Here is a 24,583-nt window from a genome sequence, read left to right on the forward strand (position 1 = left end):
AAGAAGGATTTTTAGTAGATTGATGACGTTTATTCGACTTAACGCTCGGTTAAGGCATTGTTTTTCGCTTTTAAAATTGGTTTAAGTAAATAAGAAAGAATTGTTTTCTTACCTGTCATAATATCCAATTGAACCGTCATCCCTGGAATCACAGACAATCCTTTACCGAAAGTTGGTTTGTCTGTCACTGCACGGACGATATAAAACATATTGCCTTTTTCATCGGTAAATGTGTCTGGGCTAATGTGTTTCACCTTCGCATCCATTCCGCCATAAATCGAAAAATCATAGGCGGTAAATTTAATTACCGCAGGCAAGTCTGGTCGTACAAAGGCAATATCTTTCGGCGATACTTTTGCCTCAACGATCAATTGACCATCTAAAGGTACGATTTCCGCGACTTGATCACTCGGTTTCACCACCCCACCGATGGTATTAAAGAAAATTTTCTGCACGATACCATTGGTCGGTGAACGAATATCTGTGGTTTTTACTCGATCTGCCACGCCTGAAATACTTTCTTTTAAACTCACCAACTGCGCTTGCGCTTCTGCTAATTCATTGCGCCATTGGTTTTTCAAACTGACCGCAGCTTCAGAGGTTCTTGATTGCGCTTCGCCGATTGAGGCTTGCGAACCACGTAAGTTTGCTGCTGCCTGCTTACGCTCACCATCGGCATTGGAGACATCACGCTCTAAACGCAAAATATCCATTTCCGACACCGCACCAGTCTTTAACAAAGGTCGTGTGGTATTGAGTTCACGCACTGCAAGTTGATAGGCTCTTTCAGCTTGTCCGAGCGCAGCTTGCGCCCGTTGCGATTCCTGTTGACGGGTCGAAACCGTGCCTTGATTGGTCATCGTTCTTTGACTCAGTTCACGCAGACTTTCTGCATAATATTGGCTTTCTTGCGCCATAATCATTGCCGCTGCATCAGGTGAAACACCGGCTGGGACACTGCCTGAGGTATAGCCCGAGCCATTTAATTGTGCACTTAAACGTCTAACTTTGGTTTGCAAGGCAAAAATCTTGGCATTAACTTCATTCAAATTTGAGGTGAACCGTGTCGGGTCAATACGAATCAATAGATCGCCTTTTTTGACGTGCTCACCTTCCTGCACATACACCTTTTCAACCACGCCACCATCAACCGATTGAATCACTTGCATCTGTTGAGATGGAATAACTTTGCCTTCACCACGAGTAATTTCATCGACTTTGGCAAAACCTGCCCAAAGCAACAGGCAGACAAAAGTCACCGCAATAATATAAAGGGTCATTCGTGTCTTGAGTGGTTTTTGTGATTGTGTGACTTCCTTAACCTGTCGCTGCCAATCATTTGCATCGGCAGGCTGATATTGTTTAAACAAACGCAAACGCCCGAAAATAGGATTCATCACCTTTTCAGAGTTTTCTATGCTTTTGCCTACGCCTTGAAACAGCTTCTCGCGATGGGTCTTTTTTTGTTCTTCGCTCACGACATTACTCCTGCAGCTTTTTCTTGTTGAGGAAACATCGCTTTCAAGACCGTTTCTTTCTCGCCATTTGCAATGATCTTGCCATCTTCAAGAATGATAATTCGATCGACCAAAGCCAATAAAGCAGGTTTATGCGTGACCAAGATCAATGTGTGTTGGGCTGTCATGTATTGTTTTAAATGATGAATCACATGATTTTCCAATGGTGTGTCCATCGCACTGGTCGGCTCATCAAAAATCAAAATTTTCGCATTTTGAGCAATTGCACGTGCGACTGCGATTGCTTGACGTTGCCCGCCCGACAACTTGTGCCCTCGCTCACCCACTTGCAAAGACAAACCATCTTCATGTGCTTTAAGAATTTGTCCTAAACCTGAAATCACCAAACTTTGTTCTAGTACGGTTCGGCTCACATGCGGATTGCCCAACACAATATTCGACAACACCGTACCATTCAATAAGTCAGTGTCTTGTGGAATATAACCAATTTGGTTACGTAATTCCGCAGGATCAATCTGAGCAATATTGGTTTGATCAATAAATACCGCACCCTCTGTAGGTCGATAAAGCGACAACAATATTTTCTCAATCGAACTTTTACCAGAACCGACTTTACCCAATATCGCGACTTTTTCACCTGCACGAATGGAAAGCGTAATATCTTCCAAAGCTGAACGTGACTCATTCGGATAGCGCAAACTGACATTTTTAAATTCAATATTGCCAATTAGATGAGTATGACTGACCCAACCTTTCAGATTTTCTCGTTCTTGTTCAGCTTCAACTGTTTGGTTCAATAAATTTAATGCGCTTGACGCTTGATAATATTGAGTAAGTAAGCCCGCAACCTGTGCAATCGGTGCTAACGCACGTGTCGAAATCATATAACATGCAATGAGTGCGCCTTGCGTTAACTTACCATCAACAATCAAGTAAACCCCGATGATGATAATGACGACGCCAACTGTTTGTTGAACCCATGACGCAAAGTTTCCAACCGTTCCACCCAAAAAACGTAACTTTGCAGAATAATGCACGGTAAAACGGGTGGCTTTTTCCCACAAAGCTTGCATACGACCGTTAGCATTAAAACTCTTAATGGTTTCTTCATTGTTTAAAGTTTCAATTAACAAGGCTTGACGTTGTTGTGAAGCTTCTGCCATCGCATCAGATAATTTTTTCAAGTTGACATGCACTGACAACGCGTGCAATAAAATGATAAATGCTGCAATGAGCAGCGGAATCACAAACACCCATGAAATGATACAAATGACCGCAAGGAACAATACAAAAAACGGCAGATCGACTAAGGAAACAACAGTCAATGAACTGGTAAATGAACGAATCGATTCATAGGATTGAATATTTGATGCCGTCATACCAACCGACATATTATTCTGCTCCATGCGACGACCAAGCACTTTTTCCATGATATAAGCAGATAGTTTATTGTCTGCACGCGTCGCAGCTAAATCGACAAAATAACTGCGTCCTAACTTTAAAACAAAATCGGCGGTAATAATAATCATGATGCCGAGTGCCAAAACCCATAACGTATCCAATGCATGATTTGGTACAACTCGGTCATATACGTTCATGACAAAAAATGGAGAACATAAGGCGAAAATATTGATGAATAATGCACCGAGCAAAATATCTTTATAAATTGAACGGTGTTCACGAATTACACGCCAAAACCAGTGTTGCTGATTTTTTTCCATTTTCAGTTTGTTATCGACAATAAACTGACGTTGTTGGAGATAAATCACTGAACCGACATACTGCTCTTGCAATTCTGCAATTGGAATTTGTTTAACGGTATCGGCCAATTCTGGAAAATAAACGGTTGCTAGTTGCTGCTCATGATCAATTCGATACAACACACACGCAGTATTATTTTTTAACAATAAAATTGCAGGAAACACAAAGTGATTTAACTGTGCTAAACCTTGCTGCACTATATTACTGCTTAAACTCACACGATCTGCAGCACGCGAAACAAAGCTCGGAATTAGTAAACCATTGGGCAAAGGCAAGCCAGAAAGTAGCCCTTCTTGGGTAATACTTACCTCATAATCTTTAGCCACCCGAATCAGGCATAACGCTAAAGGGTCAAATATTTGTGTTGTCACTTATTCACCATGGGTCAAAATGCATTTTGATTTTTTGAACTAAAACTTGCTATTAATAGACCTCTCTCATAAGTTTTTAAACCCCACTTGCGGAATATATTCCTCATCCCAATTCTCAAGGGGGAAAACAAAGGGGTTATGAAAGAGGTCTAATTAATGTATTGCTTCCAACGAATCAATAACAAAAACTTCTCTTATATAAAATGTATATTTTACGAACAAAAATAGGGCACACGTTGCACCCTATTTTTCATTTCATACTTTCATTATTCAGCAACTTGTGCTTGCACGTTCGCAGAACACATATTCGCTGCATTAATTTCACGCTGACTCACTTCTGATACAGCAGGTAAATTATCACGTTGAATACCTAGCGCAGGTAACAATTGTCCTGTGCTATAAAGTGTTTGGAATTGTGCAATTTTCAAATCATATTGCGCACTGACATAAGCACGATTGGCCTGAAAGGCTTCATTTTCTGAATCAAGTACATCAAGCAAAGTACGACGACCAATATCAAACTGATCATTATACGCTTTCACAACTGAAGCAGATTCATCACGATGACGCTGTAACCATTGCAACTGGCTGCTATAGTTATTGACATTGTTATAAGCCACGGCTGAAGTTTGGCGAATATCGACACATGCTTTGTTTTTCAAATCATCGGATTGTAAAACACGTGCATTGGCAGCATTCATGGCTGCTCTATCAGCAAAACCATTAAATAGATTGTAGTTGAGTCTTAACTCAACTGCGCTATCTTGCCCGTATTTATCGTTATCGGGATTGGTGCGTTCATCAAAACTATTACGGTTTTGATATAAACCTGTACGCGCCACAAACGACAGTTTCGGGTACATATTGGCTTTGAATTCTTGCGCACTTGCACGTGCATATTGCATTTCACTTAACGCAGCTTTTAAACTGTTGTTATTGTTGTACGCAGCAGTAACGACTTCTTGTGTGCTATTCGGAAGAGCCACATTGATTGTAACGGGTGCAAGATTACTACTTGGCTCAACACCTACAATTCGCGCAAAACGTGCTGATACATCATTTAAATTCGCTTGTTCCGTCATTAAATTGGTTTGTGCCAAAGATAAACGACCTGATATTTGTGCTAAATCCGCACCATTGCCCACACCCTGCTTGGTCTTTTGCTGAATTTGGTTATAAACACGTTGATGGTTATTAAAGTTGGTTTCTGCCAATTTAACCAGATCACGGTAACGTTGAACATCCAAATAAGCTTGCGCTGCTTCAAAGGCTTTTTGTTCCACACCAGCATTTAACTCATAATAGCGTTTTAGCGCTGCATAATCGCCTTGCTCAACTTTGCTTTTAATACGAAAACCATCGAACAACACTTGCGTTAATGCAATTTCTGCCTGACCTTGATTGAACCAACCACGATCGCCATCGAATTCACGGTTACCTTTACCATAAGCTGCATTTAAATCAATTGATGGTAAATAACCTGCTCGCGCCTGTTTTTGATTCGCAGTGGCTTCAAGAAAGTTTGACCATTGCACCTGAACTTCTGGGTTATTTTCAATCGCAGTTTTAGTTACAGATGTTAAATCTGCTGCTGATACAGTCATTGCTACACTTGCCCCAGCAATCATGCTTGCGATTTTTGTTAATGCTAATACTTTCACAGGTTTCCCCTTGTTTTAAGGTTTCTTAAATGTTTAACGATGTTGCCATCATATTAATAAATAAATTTGGGATAGAGGGCGAAGTGACTCCGCCCTCTACGCTAGGTTTAAGTCTGGAAGTTGGTTTTGTTGATCATGTCGATGATGTCATTCTCTGTAAATGACTGGCCTGTGACCACAATATTCACATTCACGCTATTCTCTATATTATGGATCTTGATAGTACTACTACCTGTGGTCAGGCTGACATAATCACTTAATTTACCCACATCCTGATCCCAACCAAGTTGTACTAATAAGGCTTTGGCATTAATCTTGTCACCCTGAGCTTTGCTAAAGTCATTGATGGTATCAGTCTGGTTCACATTATCAGTTGCACCCCAAACAAAGGTATCAGCACCCAATCCACCGTTGAGGATATCATTACCTATCCCACCGATCAGGATGTCATTCCCTGCATCGCCATACAGTATATCGTTGCCGATCCCACCTTCCAAACGATCATTACCATTGCCACCATATAGCGTATCCTGACCTGAACCACCAATGAGTACATCATTGCCTTTACCACCGTACAATGTATCATTAGTCGCGCCACCAAGCAGAATATCATCACGCTCTGTACCATTGAGTGTAGTACCAGCGACATGATAAATATCGGCTTTTGCATTGGTTAGAACACCAAGCTCATTCAAAGTATAGTCAAAGCCACCTGAAGATGGTCCAATTGCCCCTTTAGGTGCAGCAGATGTCCCGCCACCAGCAGTCGAAGTACCATTATCAATGGTCAGAGCAAGGTTATAGCTAGTTGAAGAAGAATTTGTGTTGGAGAGTTGCACATAATACTCACCAGTAGTCGTGGCAGTAAACCAGCCATCCGTAGTCTGACTAAAGCTCGTTGCAGTACCACTGGCATCCAGTACAGCTCGTGTAGTCGTACCTGAAACATTGGTATTCGATCCAGTCGTACCATCTACATCAATATAGATACGTTCACCTGCATAAAGATACACTTTTACCAAATCACGATCTGCACTCGAATAGAACGTACCATTAAAGACCTGAGTGTAACCATTAATACCACTATCGACAGCCCAGCCCGAGATGTTTTCACCTGTCTGATAAGCAGTAATGGTTGCTGCCGTTCCCGTCGTACCAAACAGGCTACGGTCACTAAAGTCCACAGCGAGTTCTTTAATGTCATTTTTTGGCGCGCTTGAAGCATCATTATTGGCCCAGACAGTGCCATTGTTGTATGCACTTTCTTTAATCACTCGAATTGTCTGTGCTGGAATACCTGTTACATTTGGAGTAAAGGTAATCGTATTTGTACCCGATACCGTACCATTCACGGCATTGCTACTGCTAGACAAGAACGTATTATTACTCACCAGATCATTGTGCATTAATGCAGCATCAGAGATAGATATCGCTGTACCATTTTGTACATTGGTAATAATCGTATCCCGATTAGCATCAACCTGTGCCTGATAGTTCAAGGTGATGTTTAAATTCATCGAAATAGCATCACCATCGCCATCCACTGCACCAATCTGGAAGCTTTCCATTTCACCCTGAATAGTCTTATTGACAATAATTTCATAGCGATATTCACCTGTGGTGAAATCAACCGTTAATGCACCACCTTTTTCGGTATGAATGACTTGAGTGTTCCCACCAGCAACGGTATAAACCACACCATCTACAGTAACACTTTCCAGATGTCCACCATCTGCACCCAGTATCATCCCGCCAGTACTACCACTACCTGAAAGAATGGACACATTCCCCAGAACAATACCATCATCAACGCTGCTGAGTAGTGTATTAATCAATTCTGTCGGACTGGAGATTGCAACTGCCTCATCATTCGTACCCGTACGTATCAATGGATCAATGGCACTGGTATCACTACCACCGATTCTTACTGCATACATTGCATCAATATTGTTGGTATTCAGGAAATTACGCCAGTTTGTGCCAGTAGTTGCATCAATCCCCTGATTAGTATCAGGAGCACCATCGGTAATAAAATACACAAAGTGTTTATCTGCTGCTGGTGGTGTACCCCAATCAGTCATGGTCTTATTAATCGCTGAAAGATAAGAAGTGCCACCATCGGCCTGCTGCGTATTGACAAAGTTAATGGCACCCGTCGCAGAATCCACATACCACTGTGAAACCTCTTCCGAGTTCGCGCTACTAAAATTAATCATCTTGACATTGACATTGCCCAGAGTATCAACTTTGTCAATTAATTGTGCAATCGCCTGTTTAGCCAGCATCAAACGAATAGTATTCGGATCAAAACCAGCATTCGCTGAGTCTCTACCATTTTCATCCCACGCCATACTACCCGATACATCGAGGATAATGGTCAGATTATAGGTCTGCGGTGTTGCTGCCATACTCAAGGTTTGATTAATGTTCGTTGCAACGGGTGCATCATCTATAACATTGATGGTTAAATTTGTCGCAGCACTGGTCTGACCTGTTACTTGATCTTTGGCAATATAGCTAAATACCTTGATATCATCGATACCTTGAGTTGTTGCCGCACTCAGGGTATAGGTATAAGCACCTGTCAGCTTATTGACCACCAATGTGCCATCAGCATCACTAATGGTAATCGTAGTGCCCGAAATAACTTTGTTTGGTGTACCACTTGCACCACTACTAAAGTTGATGTCATCAATCTGTGTTGTGTTGGTCACAGTATCGTTGGTAAACAGATTACCTGTCGTCGTATATTGCGTCTTGGTGCCCTGGAACGTACCATTTGGCAGATGTGATTCACGTACTGCCGCGGCATCAGGTAATACATTTAACCCTATGGTGTCAATGGTCAGTTTTGCAGTTGCCAGACTACCATCACTATCTGATAGAGTATAAGTAAACTCATCAGTTGCATTCCCTGTAACCGCAGCCTCTGCACGCAGACCATTGACACGGAAATGGGCATTATTATTAGTCGAAGTAAAAGCAATATATTGATAATTGATATCCGTTGGCAAGCTGAACTCCAGTACATTACTGGATGGCGTACCCGAAACTGTACCTGTACCCACACGAGTACCACTGGCATCAAAGGCATACCATCTAATACGACCAGCTTCCGTTGTATCTGAAACATCAGTTAAAGTCACTACAGCATTCTTCGACAACGCACCTAAATCAAAAACGATATATTCATTATTTTCGACACGGTTGTTATTGCTAGTACCAGTTGAACTTTCAACGCCTAAACCATCGTTGTTATTACCAGGATTATTATCTCTGTGACGAACATAACTTTCTGCTGTCGAATTCAAATTCAAAGCAGATAGATTCAGGTTATTACCTGTGAATGGTGAAGAGCCATCAAAACCATAGACATTTTTTACACCAGTCGTTGCATAGTCTTTCCATTCAGTAAGTGTTGGTGCGGTATCAGAACCATTTCTATCGACATATACATTTCTATACCCTGAAGTATAGGTGTATTCACCATTACTCTGGATTTCCAGCCTACCGTCATCTGTAGTAATGGTGGTAATGCCTGATTGTGCTACCGTATAGTTCGTTCCACCAAAATTCACATTGGTAATTCTATTTGGTGCATCCTGACTTGTCGTATCTGCACTCGAAGGATTGACAATACCATTTAATGTACCTGTAATCACATTACCTGTAACTGTATCACCTATCGCAACGCTTGCCGAATCATTCTGGGCAGTCGGTGCAGTATCCTGAATCGTAATATTGACCTGCGTCCAGCCAGATTCCAGCGTACCATCTGATGCCTTGTAGTAAAAACTATCTACATCCGCACCATCAGTATCCGTTACACCGTTGTTACCATGATTACGTATTGGGGCAACATAGCTAAATGTGCCATTACTATTCATGGTCACTGTACCACCTAAAACAGTCGTAATGGTATTGCTGCCATTTGCTGTTTGTGCACCTGCACCAGTGGCATTAGTTGCAAACTGAGCAACAGTTAAAGTAGCACTATCAACATCTGTATCATTAACCAACACAGTTACAAGAGAAGTCGTTGAACCTTCAATGACTGTACGGCTATCAGCAATTGCCACTGGTGGGTCATTGACTGGATTGACGGTGATATTCACGGTCGCTGTATTGGACACGACTCCATTGCTGTCGGTCACGGTATAGGTGAAGCTGTCCGAGGTGGTTTCTGAACCATCATGTACATAGCTCACGGTGCCATTGGCATTCACCGTCACGGTACCGTTGGCTGGTGCGCCCACGATGGTCACCACACCTGCTGGCGTACCGTCTTCGGCATCCGTATCGTTGCCTTTGACCGCAATCACCACCGTATTACCTTCGTCCACCGTCGCAGTGTCATTAGTCGCCACTGGTGGGTCATTGACTGGATTGACGGTGATATTCACGGTCGCTGTATTGGACACGACTCCATTGCTGTCGGTCACGGTATAGGTGAAGCTGTCCGAGGTGGTTTCTGAACCATCATGTACATAGCTCACGGTGCCATTGGCATTCACCGTCACGGTACCGTTGGCTGGTGCGCCCACGATGGTCACCACACCTGCTGGCGTACCGTCTTCGGCATCCGTATCGTTGCCTTTGACCGCAATCACCACCGTATTACCTTCGTCCACCGTCGCTGTGTCATTAGTCGCCACTGGTGGGTCATTGACTGGATTGACGGTGATATTCACGGTCGCTGTATTGGACACGACTCCATTGCTGTCGGTCACGGTATAGGTGAAGCTGTCCGAGGTGGTTTCTGAACCATCATGTACATAGCTCACGGTGCCATTGGCATTCACCGTCACGGTACCGTTGGCTGGTGCGCCCACGATGGTCACCACACCTGCTGGCGTACCGTCTTCGGCATCCGTATCGTTGCCTTTGACCGCAATCACCACCGTATTACCTTCGTCCACCGTCGCAGTGTCATTAGTCGCCACTGGTGGGTCATTGACTGGATTGACGGTGATATTCACGGTCGCTGTATTGGACACGACTCCATTGCTGTCGGTCACGGTATAGGTGAAGCTGTCCGAGGTGGTTTCTGAACCATCATGTACATAGCTCACGGTGCCATTGGCATTCACCGTCACGGTACCATTGGCTGGTGCGCCCACGATGGTCACCACACCTGCTGGCGTACCGTCTTCGGCATCCGTATCGTTGCCTTTGACCGCAATCACCACCGTATTACCTTCGTCCACCGTCGCTGTGTCATTAGTCGCCACTGGTGGGTCATTGACTGGATTGACGGTGATATTCACGGTCGCTGTATTGGACACGACTCCATTGCTGTCGGTCACGGTATAGGTGAAGCTGTCCGAGGTGGTTTCTGAACCATCATGTACATAGCTCACGGTGCCATTGGCATTCACCGTCACGGTACCATTGGCTGGTGCGCCCACGATGGTCACCACACCTGCTGGCGTACCGTCTTCGGCATCCGTATCGTTGCCTTTGACCGCAATCACCACCGTATTACCTTCGTCCACCGTCGCAGTGTCATTAGTCGCCACTGGTGGGTCATTGACTGGATTGACGGTGATATTCACGGTCGCTGTATTGGACACGACTCCATTGCTGTCGGTCACGGTATAGGTGAAGCTGTCCGAGGTGGTTTCTGAACCATCATGTACATAGCTCACGGTGCCATTGGCATTCACCGTCACGGTACCATTGGCTGGTGCGCCCACGATGGTCACCACACCTGCTGGCGTACCGTCTTCGGCATCCGTATCGTTGCCTTTGACCGCAATCACCACCGTATTACCTTCGTCCACCGTCGCTGTGTCATTAGTCGCCACTGGTGGGTCATTGACTGGATTGACGGTGATATTCACGGTCGCTGTATTGGACACGACTCCATTGCTGTCGGTCACGGTATAGGTGAAGCTGTCCGAGGTGGTTTCTGAACCATCATGTACATAGCTCACGGTGCCATTGGCATTCACCGTCACGGTACCATTGGCTGGTGCGCCCACGATGGTCACCACACCTGCTGGCGTACCGTCTTCGGCATCCGTATCGTTGCCTTTGACCGCAATCACCACCGTATTACCTTCGTCCACCGTCGCTGTGTCATTAGTCGCCACTGGTGGGTCATTGACTGGATTGACGGTGATATTCACGGTCGCTGTATTGGACACGACTCCATTGCTGTCGGTCACGGTATAGGTGAAGCTGTCCGAGGTGGTTTCTGAACCATCATGTACATAGCTCACGGTGCCATTGGCATTCACCGTCACGGTACCGTTGGCTGGTGCGCCCACGATGGTCACCACACCTGCTGGCGTACCGTCTTCGGCATCCGTATCGTTGCCTTTGACCGCAATCACCACCGTATTACCTTCGTCCACCGTCGCAGTGTCATTAGTCGCCACTGGTGGGTCATTGACTGGATTGACGGTGATATTCACGGTCGCTGTATTGGACACGACTCCATTGCTGTCGGTCACGGTATAGGTGAAGCTGTCCGAGGTGGTTTCTGAACCATCATGTACATAGCTCACGGTGCCATTGGCATTCACCGTCACGGTACCGTTGGCTGGTGCGCCCACGATGGTCACCACACCTGCTGGCGTACCGTCTTCGGCATCCGTATCGTTGCCTTTGACCGCAATCACCACCGTATTACCTTCGTCCACCGTCGCAGTGTCATTAGTCGCCACTGGTGGGTCATTGACTGGATTGACGGTGATATTCACGGTCGCTGTATTGGACACGACTCCATTGCTGTCGGTCACGGTATAGGTGAAGCTGTCCGAGGTGGTTTCTGAACCATCATGTACATAGCTCACGGTGCCATTGGCATTCACCGTCACGGTACCGTTGGCTGGTGCGCCCACGATGGTCACCACACCTGCTGGCGTACCGTCTTCGGCATCCGTATCGTTGCCTTTGACCGCAATCACCACCGTATTACCTTCGTCCACCGTCGCTGTGTCATTAGTCGCCACTGGTGGGTCATTGACTGGATTGACGGTGATATTCACGGTCGCTGTATTGGACACGACTCCATTGCTGTCGGTCACGGTATAGGTGAAGCTGTCCGAGGTGGTTTCTGAACCATCATGTACATAGCTCACGGTGCCATTGGCATTCACCGTCACGGTACCGTTGGCTGGTGCGCCCACGATGGTCACCACACCTGCTGGCGTACCGTCTTCGGCATCCGTATCGTTGCCTTTGACCGCAATCACCACCGTATTACCTTCGTCCACCGTCGCAGTGTCATTAGTCGCCACTGGTGGGTCATTGACTGGATTGACGGTGATATTCACGGTCGCTGTATTGGACACGACTCCATTGCTGTCGGTCACGGTATAGGTGAAGCTGTCCGAGGTGGTTTCTGAACCATCATGTACATAGCTCACGGTGCCATTGGCATTCACCGTCACGGTACCGTTGGCTGGTGCGCCCACGATGGTCACCACACCTGCTGGCGTACCGTCTTCGGCATCCGTATCGTTGCCTTTGACCGCAATCACCACCGTATTACCTTCGTCCACCGTCGCTGTGTCATTAGTCGCCACTGGTGGGTCATTGACTGGATTGACGGTGATATTCACGGTCGCTGTATTGGACACGACTCCATTGCTGTCGGTCACGGTATAGGTGAAGCTGTCCGAGGTGGTTTCTGAACCATCATGTACATAGCTCACGGTGCCATTGGCATTCACCGTCACGGTACCGTTGGCTGGTGCGCCCACGATGGTCACCACACCTGCTGGCGTACCGTCTTCGGCATCCGTATCGTTGCCTTTGACCGCAATCACCACCGTATTACCTTCGTCCACCGTCGCAGTGTCATTAGTCGCCACTGGTGGGTCATTGACTGGATTGACGGTGATATTCACGGTCGCTGTATTGGACACGACTCCATTGCTGTCGGTCACGGTATAGGTGAAGCTGTCCGAGGTGGTTTCTGAACCATCATGTACATAGCTCACGGTGCCATTGGCATTCACCGTCACGGTACCGTTGGCTGGTGCGCCCACGATGGTCACCACACCTGCTGGCGTACCGTCTTCGGCATCCGTATCGTTGCCTTTGACCGCAATCACCACCGTATTACCTTCGTCCACCGTCGCTGTGTCATTAGTCGCCACTGGTGGGTCATTGACTGGATTGACGGTGATATTCACGGTCGCTGTATTGGACACGACTCCATTGCTGTCGGTCACGGTATAGGTGAAGCTGTCCGAGGTGGTTTCTGAACCATCATGTACATAGCTCACGGTGCCATTGGCATTCACCGTCACGGTACCGTTGGCTGGTGCGCCCACGATGGTCACCACACCTGCTGGCGTACCGTCTTCGGCATCCGTATCGTTGCCTTTGACCGCAATCACCACCGTATTACCTTCGTCCACCGTCGCAGTGTCATTAGTCGCCACTGGTGGGTCATTGACTGGATTGACGGTGATATTCACGGTCGCTGTATTGGACACGACTCCATTGCTGTCGGTCACGGTATAGGTGAAGCTGTCCGAGGTGGTTTCTGAACCATCATGTACATAGCTCACGGTGCCATTGGCATTCACCGTCACGGTACCGTTGGCTGGTGCGCCCACGATGGTCACCACACCTGCTGGCGTACCGTCTTCGGCATCCGTATCGTTGCCTTTGACCGCAATCACCACCGTATTACCTTCGTCCACCGTCGCAGTGTCATTAGTCGCCACTGGTGGGTCATTGACTGGATTGACGGTGATATTCACGGTCGCTGTATTGGACACGACTCCATTGCTGTCGGTCACGGTATAGGTGAAGCTGTCCGAGGTGGTTTCTGAACCATCATGTACATAGCTCACGGTGCCATTGGCATTCACCGTCACGGTACCGTTGGCTGGTGCGCCCACGATGGTCACCACACCTGCTGGCGTACCGTCTTCGGCATCCGTATCGTTGCCTTTGACCGCAATCACCACCGTATTACCTTCGTCCACCGTCGCAGTGTCATTAGTCGCCACTGGTGGGTCATTGACTGGATTGACGGTGATATTCACGGTCGCTGTATTGGACACGACTCCATTGCTGTCGGTCACGGTATAGGTGAAGCTGTCCGAGGTGGTTTCTGAACCATCATGTACATAGCTCACGGTGCCATTGGCATTCACCGTCACGGTACCGTTGGCTGGTGCGCCCACGATGGTCACCACACCTGCTGGCGTACCGTCTTCGGCATCCGTATCGTTGCCTTTGACCGCAATCACCACCGTATTACCTTCGTCCACCGTCGCAGTGTCATTAGTCGCCACTGGTGGGTCATTGACTGGATTGACGGTGATATTCACGGTCGCTGTATTGGACACGACTCCATTGCTGTCGGTCACGGTATAGGTGAAGCTGTCCGAGGTGGTTTCTGAACCATCATGTACATAGCTCACGGTGCCATTGGCATTCACCGTCACGGTACCGTTGGCTGGTGCGCCCACGATGGTCACCACACCTGCTGGCGTACCGTCTTCGGCATCCGTATCGTTGCCTTTGACCGCAATCACCACCGTATTACCTTCGTCCACCGTCGCAGTGTCATTAGTCGCCACTGGTGGGTCATTGACTGGATTGACGGTGATATTCACGGTCGCTGTATTGGACACGACTCCATTGCTGTCGGTCACGGTATAGGTGAAGCTGTCCGAGGTGGTTTCTGAACCATCATGTACATAGCTCACGGTGCCATTGGCATTCACCGTCACGGTACCATTGGCTGGTGCGCCCACGATGGTCACCACACCTGCTGGCGTACCGTCTTCGGCATCCGTATCGTTGCCTTTGACCGCAATCACCACCGTATTACCTTCGTCCACCGTCGCAGTGTCATTAGTCGCCACTGGTGGGTCATTGACTGGATTGACGGTGATATTCACGGTCGCTGTATTGGACACGACTCCATTGCTGTCGGTCACGGTATAGGTGAAGCTGTCCGAGGTGGTTTCTGAACCATCATGTACATAGCTCACGGTGCCATTGGCATTCACCGTCACGGTACCGTTGGCTGGTGCGCCCACGATGGTCACCACACCTGCTGGCGTACCGTCTTCGGCATCCGTATCGTTGCCTTTGACCGCAATCACCACCGTATTACCTTCGTCCACCGTCGCAGTGTCATTAGTCGCCACTGGTGGGTCATTGACTGGATTGACGGTGATATTCACGGTCGCTGTATTGGACACGACTCCATTGCTGTCGGTCACGGTATAGGTGAAGCTGTCCGAGGTGGTTTCTGAACCATCATGTACATAGCTCACGGTGCCATTGGCATTCACCGTCACGGTACCGTTGGCTGGTGCGCCCACGATGGTCACCACACCTGCTGGCGTACCGTCTTCGGCATCCGTATCGTTGCCTTTGACCGCAATCACCACCGTATTACCTTCGTCCACCGTCGCAGTGTCATTAGTCGCCACTGGTGGGTCATTGACTGGATTGACGGTGATATTCACGGTCGCTGTATTGGACACGACTCCATTGCTGTCGGTCACGGTATAGGTGAAGCTGTCCGAGGTGGTTTCTGAACCATCATGTACATAGCTCACGGTGCCATTGGCATTCACCGTCACGGTACCGTTGGCTGGTGCGCCCACGATGGTCACCACACCTGCTGGCGTACCGTCTTCGGCATCCGTATCGTTGCCTTTGACCGCAATCACCACCGTATTACCTTCGTCCACCGTCGCAGTGTCATTAGTCGCCACTGGTGGGTCATTGACTGGATTGACGGTGATATTCACGGTCGCTGTATTGGACACGACTCCATTGCTGTCGGTCACGGTATAGGTGAAGCTGTCCGAGGTGGTTTCTGAACCATCATGTACATAGCTCACGGTGCCATTGGCATTCACCGTCACGGTACCGTTGGCTGGTGCGCCCACGATGGTCACCACACCTGCTGGCGTACCGTCTTCGGCATCCGTATCGTTGCCTTTGACCGCAATCACCACCGTATTACCTTCGTCCACCGTCGCAGTGTCATTAGTCGCCACTGGTGGGTCATTGACTGGATTGACGGTGATATTCACGGTCGCTGTATTGGACACGACTCCATTGCTGTCGGTCACGGTATAGGTGAAGCTGTCCGAGGTGGTTTCTGAACCATCATGTACATAGCTCACGGTGCCATTGGCATTCACCGTCACGGTACCGTTGGCTGGTGCGCCCACGATGGTCACCACACCTGCTGGCGTACCGTCTTCGGCATCCGTATCGTTGCCTTTGACCGCAATCACCACCGTATTACCTTCGTCCACCGTCGCTGTGTCATTAGTCGCCACTGGTGGGTCATTGACTGGATTGACGGTGATATTCACGGTCGCTGTATTGGACACGACTCCATTGCTGTCGGTCACGGTATAGGTGAAGCTGTCCGAGGTGGTTTCTGAACCATCATGTACATAGCTCACGGTGCCATTGGCATTCACCGTCACGGTACCGTTGGCTGGTGCGCCCACGATGGTCACCACACCTGCTGGCGTACCGTCTTCGGCATCCGTATCGTTGCCTTTGACCGCAATCACCACCGTATTACCTTCGTCCACCGTCGCAGTGTCATTAGTCGCCACTGGTGGGTCATTGACTGGATTGACGGTGATATTCACGGTCGCTGTATTGGACACGACTCCATTGCTGTCGGTCACGGTATAGGTGAAGCTGTCCGAGGTGGTTTCTGAACCATCATGTACATAGCTCACGGTGCCATTGGCATTCACCGTCACGGTACCGTTGGCTGGTGCGCCCACGATGGTCACCACACCTGCTGGCGTACCGTCTTCGGCATCCGTATCGTTGCCTTTGACCGCAATCACCACCGTATTACCTTCGTCCACCGTCGCAGTGTCATTAGTCGCCACTGGTGGGTCATTGACTGGATTGACGGTGATATTCACGGTCGCTGTATTGGACACGACTCCATTGCTGTCGGTCACGGTATAGGTGAAGCTGTCCGAGGTGGTTTCTGAACCATCATGTACATAGCTCACGGTGCCATTGGCATTCACCGTCACGGTACCGTTGGCTGGTGCGCCCACGATGGTCACCACACCTGCTGGCGTACCGTCTTCGGCATCCGTATCGTTGCCTTTGACCGCAATCACCACCGTATTACCTTCGTCCACCGTCGCAGTGTCATTAGTCGCCACTGGTGGGTCATTGACTGGATTGACGGTGATATTCACGGTCGCTGTATTGGACACGACTCCATTGCTGTCGGTCACGGTATAGGTGAAGCTGTCCGAGGTGGTTTCTGAACCATCATGTACATAGCTCACGGTGCCATTGGCATTCACCGTCACGGTACCGTTGGCTGGTGCGCCCACGATGGTCACCACACCTGCTGGCGTACCGTCTTCGGCATCCGTATCGTTGCCTTTGACCGCAATCACCACCGTATTACCTTCGTCCACCGTCGCAGTGTCATTAGTCGCCACTGGTGGGTCATTGACTGGATTGACGGTGATATTCACGGTCGCTGTATTGGACACGACTCCATTGCTGTCGGTCACGGTATAGGTGAAGCTGTCCGAGGTGGTTTCTGAACCATCATGTACATAGCTCACGGTGCCATTGGCATTCACCGTCACGGTACCGTTGGCTGGTGCGCCCACGATGGTCACCACACCTGCTGGCGTACCGTCTTCGGCATCCGTATCGTTGCCTTTGACCGCAATCACCACCGTATTACCTTCGTCCACCGTCGCAGTGTCATTAGTCGCCACTGGTGGGTCATTGACTGGATTGACGGTGATATTCACGGTCGCTGTATTGGACACGACTCCATTGCTGTCGGTCACGGTATAGGTGAAGCTGTCCGAGGTGGTTTCTGAACCATCATGTACATAGCTCACGGTGCCATTGGCATTCACCGTCACGGTACCGTTGGCTGGTGCGCCCACGATGGTCACCACACCTGCTGGCGTACCGTCTTCGGCATCCGTATCGTTGCCTTTGACCGCAATCACCACCGTATTACCTTCGTCCACCGTCGCAGTGTCATTAGTCGCCACTGGTGGGTCATTGACTGGATTGACGGTGATATTCACGGTCGCTGTATTGGACACGACTCCATTGCTGTCGGTCACGGTATAGGTGAAGCTGTCCGAGGTGGTTTCTGAACCATCATGTACATAGCTCACGGTGCCATTGGCATTCACCGTCACGGTACCGTTGGCTGGTGCGCCCACGATGGTCACCACACCTGCTGGCGTACCGTCTTCGGCATCCGTATCGTTGCCTTTGACCGCAATCACCACCGTATTACCTTCGTCCACCGTCGCAGTGTCATTAGTCGCCACTGGTGGGTCATTGACTGGATTGACGGTGATATTCACGGTCGCTGTATTGGACACGACTCCATTGCTGTCGGTCACGGTATAGGTGAAGCTGTCCGAGGTGGTTTCTGAACCATCATGTACATAGCTCACGGTGCCATTGGCATTCACCGTCACGGTACCGTTGGCTGGTGCGCCCACGATGGTCACCACACCTGCTGGCGTACCGTCTTCGGCATCCGTATCGTTGCCTTTGACCGCAATCACCACCGTATTACCTTCGTCCACCGTCGCTGTGTCATTAGTCGCCACTGGTGGGTCATTGACTGGATTGACGGTGATATTCACGGTCGCTGTATTGGACACGACTCCATTGCTGTCGGTCACGGTATAGGTGAAGCTGTCCGAGGTGGTTTCTGAACCATCATGTACATAGCTCACGGTGCCATTGGCATTCACCGTCACGGTACCGTTGGCTGGTGCGCCCACGATGGTCACCACACCTGCTGGCGTACCGTCTTCGGCATCCGTATCGTTGCCTTTGACCGCAATCACCACCGTATTACCTTCGTCCACCGTCGCTGTGTCATTAGTCGCCACTGGTGGGTCATTGACTGGATTGACGGTGATATTCACGGTCGCTGTATTGGACACGACTCCATTGCTGTCGGTCACGGTATAGGTGAAGCTGTCCGAGGTGGTTTCTGAACCATCATGTACATAGCTCACGGTGCCATTGGCATTCACCGTCACGGTACCGTTGGCTGGTGCGCCCACGATGGTCACCACACCTGCTGGCGTACCGTCTTCGGCATCCGTATCGTTGCCTTTGACCGCAATCACCACCGTATTACCTTCGTCCACCGTCGCAGTGTCATTAGTCGCCACTGGTGGGTCATTGACTGGATTGACGGTGATATTCACGGTCGCTGTATTGGACACGACTCCATTGCTGTCGGTCACGGTATAGGTGAAGCTGTCCGAGGTGGTTTCTGAACCATCATGTACATAGCTCACGGTGCCATTGGCATTCACCGTCACGGTACCATTGGCTGGTGCGCCCACGATGGTCACCACACCTGCTGGCGTACCGTCTTCGGCATCCGTATCGTTGCCTTTGACCGCAATCACCACCGTATTACCTTCGTCCACCGTCGCAGTGTCATTAGTCGCCACTGGTGGGTCATTGACTGGATTGACGGTGATATTCACGGTCGCTGTATTGGACACGACTCCATTGCTGTCGGTCACGGTATAGGTGAAGCTGTCCGAGGTGGTTTCTGAACCATCATGTACATAGCTCACGGTGCCATTGGCATTCACCGTCACGGTACCATTGGCTGGTGCGCCCACGATGGTCACCACACCTGCTGGCGTACCGTCTTCGGCATCCGTATCGTTGCCTTTGACCGCAATCACCACCGTATTACCTTCGTCCACCGTCGCTGTGTCATTAGTCGCCACTGGTGGGTCATTGACTGGATTGACGGTGATATTCACGGTCGCTGTATTGGACACGACTCCATTGCTGTCGGTCACGGTATAGGTGAAGCTGTCCGAGGTGGTTTCTGAACCATCATGTACATAGCTCACGGTGCCATTGGCATTCACCGTCACGGTACCATTGGCTGGTGCGCCCACGATGGTCACCACACCTGCTGGCGTACCGTCTTCGGCATCCGTATCGTTGCCTTTGACCGCAATCACCACCGTATTACCTTCGTCCACCGTCGCTGTGTCATTAGTCGCCACTGGTGGGTCATTGACTGGATTGACGGTGATATTCACGGTCGCTGTATTGGACACGACTCCATTGCTGTCGGTCACGGTATAGGTGAAGCTGTCCGAGGTGGTTTCTGAACCATCATGTACATAGCTCACGGTGCCATTGGCATTCACCGTCACGGTACCGTTGGCTGGTGCGCCCACGATGGTCACCACACCTGCTGGCGTACCGTCTTCGGCATCCGTATCGTTGCCTTTGACCGCAATCACCACCGTATTACCTTCGTCCACCGTCGCTGTGTCATTAGTCGCCACTGGTGGGTCATTGACTGGATTGACGGTGATATTCACGGTCGCTGTATTGGACACGACTCCATTGCTGTCGGTCACGGTATAGGTGAAGCTGTCCGAGGTGGTTTCTGAACCATCATGTACATAGCTCACGGTGCCATTGGCATTCACCGTCACGGTACCGTTGGCTGGTGCGCCCACGATGGTCACCACACCTGCTGGCGTACCGTCTTCGGCATCCGTATCGTTGCCTTTGACCGCAATCACCACCGTATTACCTTCGTCCACCGTCGCAGTGTCATTAGTCGCCACTGGTGGGTCATTGACTGGATTGACGGTGATATTCACGGTCGCTGTATTGGACACGACTCCATTGCTGTCGGTCACGGTATAGGTGAAGCTGTCCGAGGTGGTTTCTGAACCATCATGTACATAGCTCACGGTGCCATTGGCATTCACCGTCACGGTACCGTTGGCTGGTGCGCCCACGATGGTCACCACACCTGCTGGCGTACCGTCTTCGGCATCCGTATCGTTGCCTTTGACCGCAATCACCACCGTATTACCTTCGTCCACCGTCGCTGTGTCATTAGTCGCCACTGGTGGGTCATTGACTGGATTGACGGTGATATTCACGGTCGCTGTATTGGACACGACTCCATTGCTGTCGGTCACGGTATAGGTGAAGCTGTCCGAGGTGGTTTCTGAACCATCATGTACATAGCTCACGGTGCCATTGGCATTCACCGTCACGGTACCGTTGGCTGGTGCGCCCACGATGGTCACCACACCTGCTGGCGTACCGTCTTCGGCATCCGTATCGTTGCCTTTGACCGCAATCACCACCGTATTACCTTCGTCCACCGTCGCAGTGTCATTAGTCGCCACTGGTGGGTCATTGACTGGATTGACGGTGATATTCACGGTCGCTGTATTGGACACGACTCCATTGCTGTCGGTCACGGTATAGGTGAAGCTGTCCGAGGTGGTTTCTGAACCATCATGTACATAGCTCACGGTGCCATTGGCATTCACCGTCACGGTACCGTTGGCTGGTGCGCCCACGATGGTCACCACACCTGCTGGCGTACCGTCTTCGGCATCCGTATCGTTGCCTTTGACCGCAATCACCACCGTATTACCTTCGTCCACCGTCGCAGTGTCATTAGTCGCCACTGGTGGGTCATTGACTGGATTGACGGTGATATTCACGGTCGCTGTATTGGACACGACTCCATTGCTGTCGGTCACGGTATAGGTGAAGCTGTCCGAGGTGGTTTCTGAACCATCATGTACATAGCTCACGGTGCCATTGGCATTCACCGTCACGGTACCGTTGGCTGGTGCGCCCACGATGGTCACCACACCTGCTGGCGTACCGTCTTCGGCATCCGTATCGTTGCCTTTGACCGCAATCACCACCGTATTACCTTCGTCCACCGTCGCAGTGTCATTAGTCGCCACTGGTGGGTCATTGACTGGATTGACGGTGATATTCACGGTCGCTGTATTGGACACGACTCCATTGCTGTCGGTCACGGTATAGGTGAAGCTGTCCGAGGTGGTTTCTGAACCATCATGTACATAGCTCACGGTGCCATTGGCATTCACCGTCACGGTACCGTTGGCTGGTGCGCCCACGATGGTCACCACACCTGCTGGCGTACCGTCTTCGGCATCCGTATCGTTGCCTTTGACCGCAATCACCACCGTATTACCTTCGTCCACCGTCGCAGTGTCATTAGTCGCCACTGGTGGGTCATTGACTGGATTGACGGTGATATTCACGGTCGCTGTATTGGACACGACTCCATTGCTGTCGGTCACGGTATAGGTGAAGCTGTCCGAGGTGGTTTCTGAACCATCATGTACATAGCTCACGGTGCCATTGGCATTCACCGTCACGGTACCGTTGGCTGGTGCGCCCACGATGGTCACCACACCTGCTGGCGTACCGTCTTCGGCATCCGTATCGTTGCCTTTGACCGCAATCACCACCGTATTACCTTCGTCCACCGTCGCTGTGTCATTAGTCGCCACTGGTGGGTCATTGACTGGATTGACGGTGATATTCACGGTCGCTGTATTGGACACGACTCCATTGCTGTCGGTCACGGTATAGGTGAAGCTGTCCGAGGTGGTTTCTGAACCATCATGTACATAGCTCACGGTGCCATTGGCATTCACCGTCACGGTACCGTTGGCTGGTGCGCCCACGATGGTCACCACACCTGCTGGCGTACCGTCTTCGGCATCCGTATCGTTGCCTTTGACCGCAATCACCACGGTGTCACCTTCGTCCACCGTCGCTGTGTCGTCATTCGCCACTGGCGCAATACTGATGATCTGATTCGCCGTCGACGTACCACCTTGGCCATCGCTGATGCTGTAGTTAAAGCTTTCTTGACCGCTAAAGCCTGTGTTCGGGGTGAAGGTAATGGTGCCTTGGGCATCAATGTTTACCACACCGTTCGGGGTGTTGATTTGTTGTGCGGTGCCCGGGGTCAAGGTCACGCCATTGATCGCGGTGATGGTCAATGGGTTGCCATCTGCATCGGTATCATTTGCCAATGGGTTTAAGGTCACTGGCGTGTTGAATGCGGTGTTGTACGTGTCATCGCTTGCAACAGGTGGTGTGTTTGGTGCTGCTGAAACGTTGATGGTTCCAGTCGCTGTTGAGCTGCCACCTTGGCCATCGCTGATGCTGTAGTTAAAGGTCTCTTGACCGCTAAAGCCTGCGTTCGGTGTGAAGGTAATGGTGCCTTGGGCATCAATGTTTACCACACCGTTCGGGGTGTTGATTTGTTGGGCGGTGCCTGGGGTCAAGGTTACGCCATTGATCGCGGTGATGGTCAGGGTGCCACCGTCTGCATCGCTGTCATTCGCCAATGGAGTTAAGGTTACTGGCGTGTTGTATGCGGTGTTGTACGTGTCATCGCTTGCAACAGGTGGTGTGTTTGGTGCTGCTGCAACGTTGATGGTTTCTGTTGCTGTTGAGCTGCCACCTTGGCCATCGCTGATGCTGTAGTTGAAGCTTTCTTGTCCAGTAAAGCCATTGTTCGGGGTGAAGGTAATGGTGCCTTGGGCATCAATGTTCACCACACCGTTCGGGGTGTTGATTTGTTGGGCGGTGCCCGGGGTCAAGGTCACACCATTGATCGCGGTGATGGTCAATGGGTTGCCATCTGCATCGCTGTCATTTGCCAATGGGTTGAGTGCCACTGGCGTGTTGAATGCGGTGTTGTACGTGTCATCGCTTGCGACAGGTGGCGTGTTTGGTGTAGGTGCAAATGGAGACAAAGGTGTCCAACTACCACCACCCAAACCATGCTCAAATGGTTTGATAACTGAAGATAATATTGGGTACTCAATTCCTAAAGGCGGAATATTATCTAACACTCGATTCAGCATTAACGGTTTTATACCGTCGGCGACAGATGTTTCGCCCACACGAGTAAGTTGAACAAAACGATGACCACCTTGAGTTACATCAGGATCGCCATCAAAGGACTCTCCCGCAATTTCAACATAATCTTTACCTTCTTTTTTAAATACTCGACCATCATCCAAACGAACAACATCATTTTGTTGTTCTGTATCATTCATTTGCTGAAATGATTTTGCAAAATTTACAATTTTATCTAGATCCGAGTTTGGTTCACCTAGCAAAGAATTGAGGCTAAAATTGCCGTCATTATTGATTAAATCTTTACCATGAATTTCAACAACTCGGCCATTTGAAAGCTGCAACACGACACTACTTTCTTCTGAAAGATGCAATACATCTTTCACCTGAAGCTTTGCCCCCTTTTTTAGAATTATTTTTTTATTTGTCTTTGAAAAACGCCAAACATCACCATCCACAGAGATTATTTTTACCGATGTATTCATTTATAACTTTACCTCAATTTGAAAGTTTAGCCATATCAATTATTTATGCTTTACATGACCAAATTTATTTAGCGCAGACAAAAAACCATCCTAGATTAGTTAATTAATATACAATATTAATAGATGTCTTTCAT

4 protein-coding genes are annotated in these 24,583 nt (G+C 49.3%); all 4 read right to left on the minus strand.

The window, feature by feature from the left end; genetic code table 11:
• Positions 1–38: 38 nt before the first annotated feature.
• The 4 genes from AC4CU2_RS16540 to AC4CU2_RS16555 all read right to left on the minus strand — a co-directional run bounded on the left by AC4CU2_RS16540 (position 39) and on the right by AC4CU2_RS16555 (position 24,350).
• Positions 39–1,478 carry an HlyD family type I secretion periplasmic adaptor subunit gene (locus AC4CU2_RS16540; protein ID WP_005401926.1) on the minus strand — a complete coding sequence of 480 codons (1,440 nt, stop codon included), beginning with the start codon at positions 1,476–1,478 and terminating at the stop codon, positions 39–41.
• A complete protein-coding gene (locus AC4CU2_RS16545; RefSeq protein ID WP_005401927.1) occupies positions 1,475–3,610 on the minus strand; it encodes a type I secretion system permease/ATPase in 2,136 nt (711 codons plus the stop codon). Before AC4CU2_RS16545 ends, AC4CU2_RS16540 begins: the two co-directional genes overlap by 4 nt.
• A gap of 266 nt (positions 3,611–3,876) precedes the next feature.
• The gene (locus AC4CU2_RS16550) at positions 3,877–5,271 is read right to left on the minus strand and encodes a TolC family outer membrane protein (RefSeq protein WP_005401928.1); all 1,395 of its coding nucleotides are present in this window, start codon (positions 5,269–5,271) and stop codon (positions 3,877–3,879) included.
• Between the two features lie 107 nt (positions 5,272–5,378).
• On the minus strand, positions 5,379–24,350 hold the full coding sequence (locus AC4CU2_RS16555; protein WP_490769126.1) for a cadherin-like domain-containing protein: 18,972 nt from the start codon (positions 24,348–24,350) through the stop codon (positions 5,379–5,381).
• Between the last annotated feature and the right edge of the window lie 233 nt (positions 24,351–24,583).

The sequence above is a fragment of the Acinetobacter sp. 797_lipA genome (genome assembly GCF_058243025.1).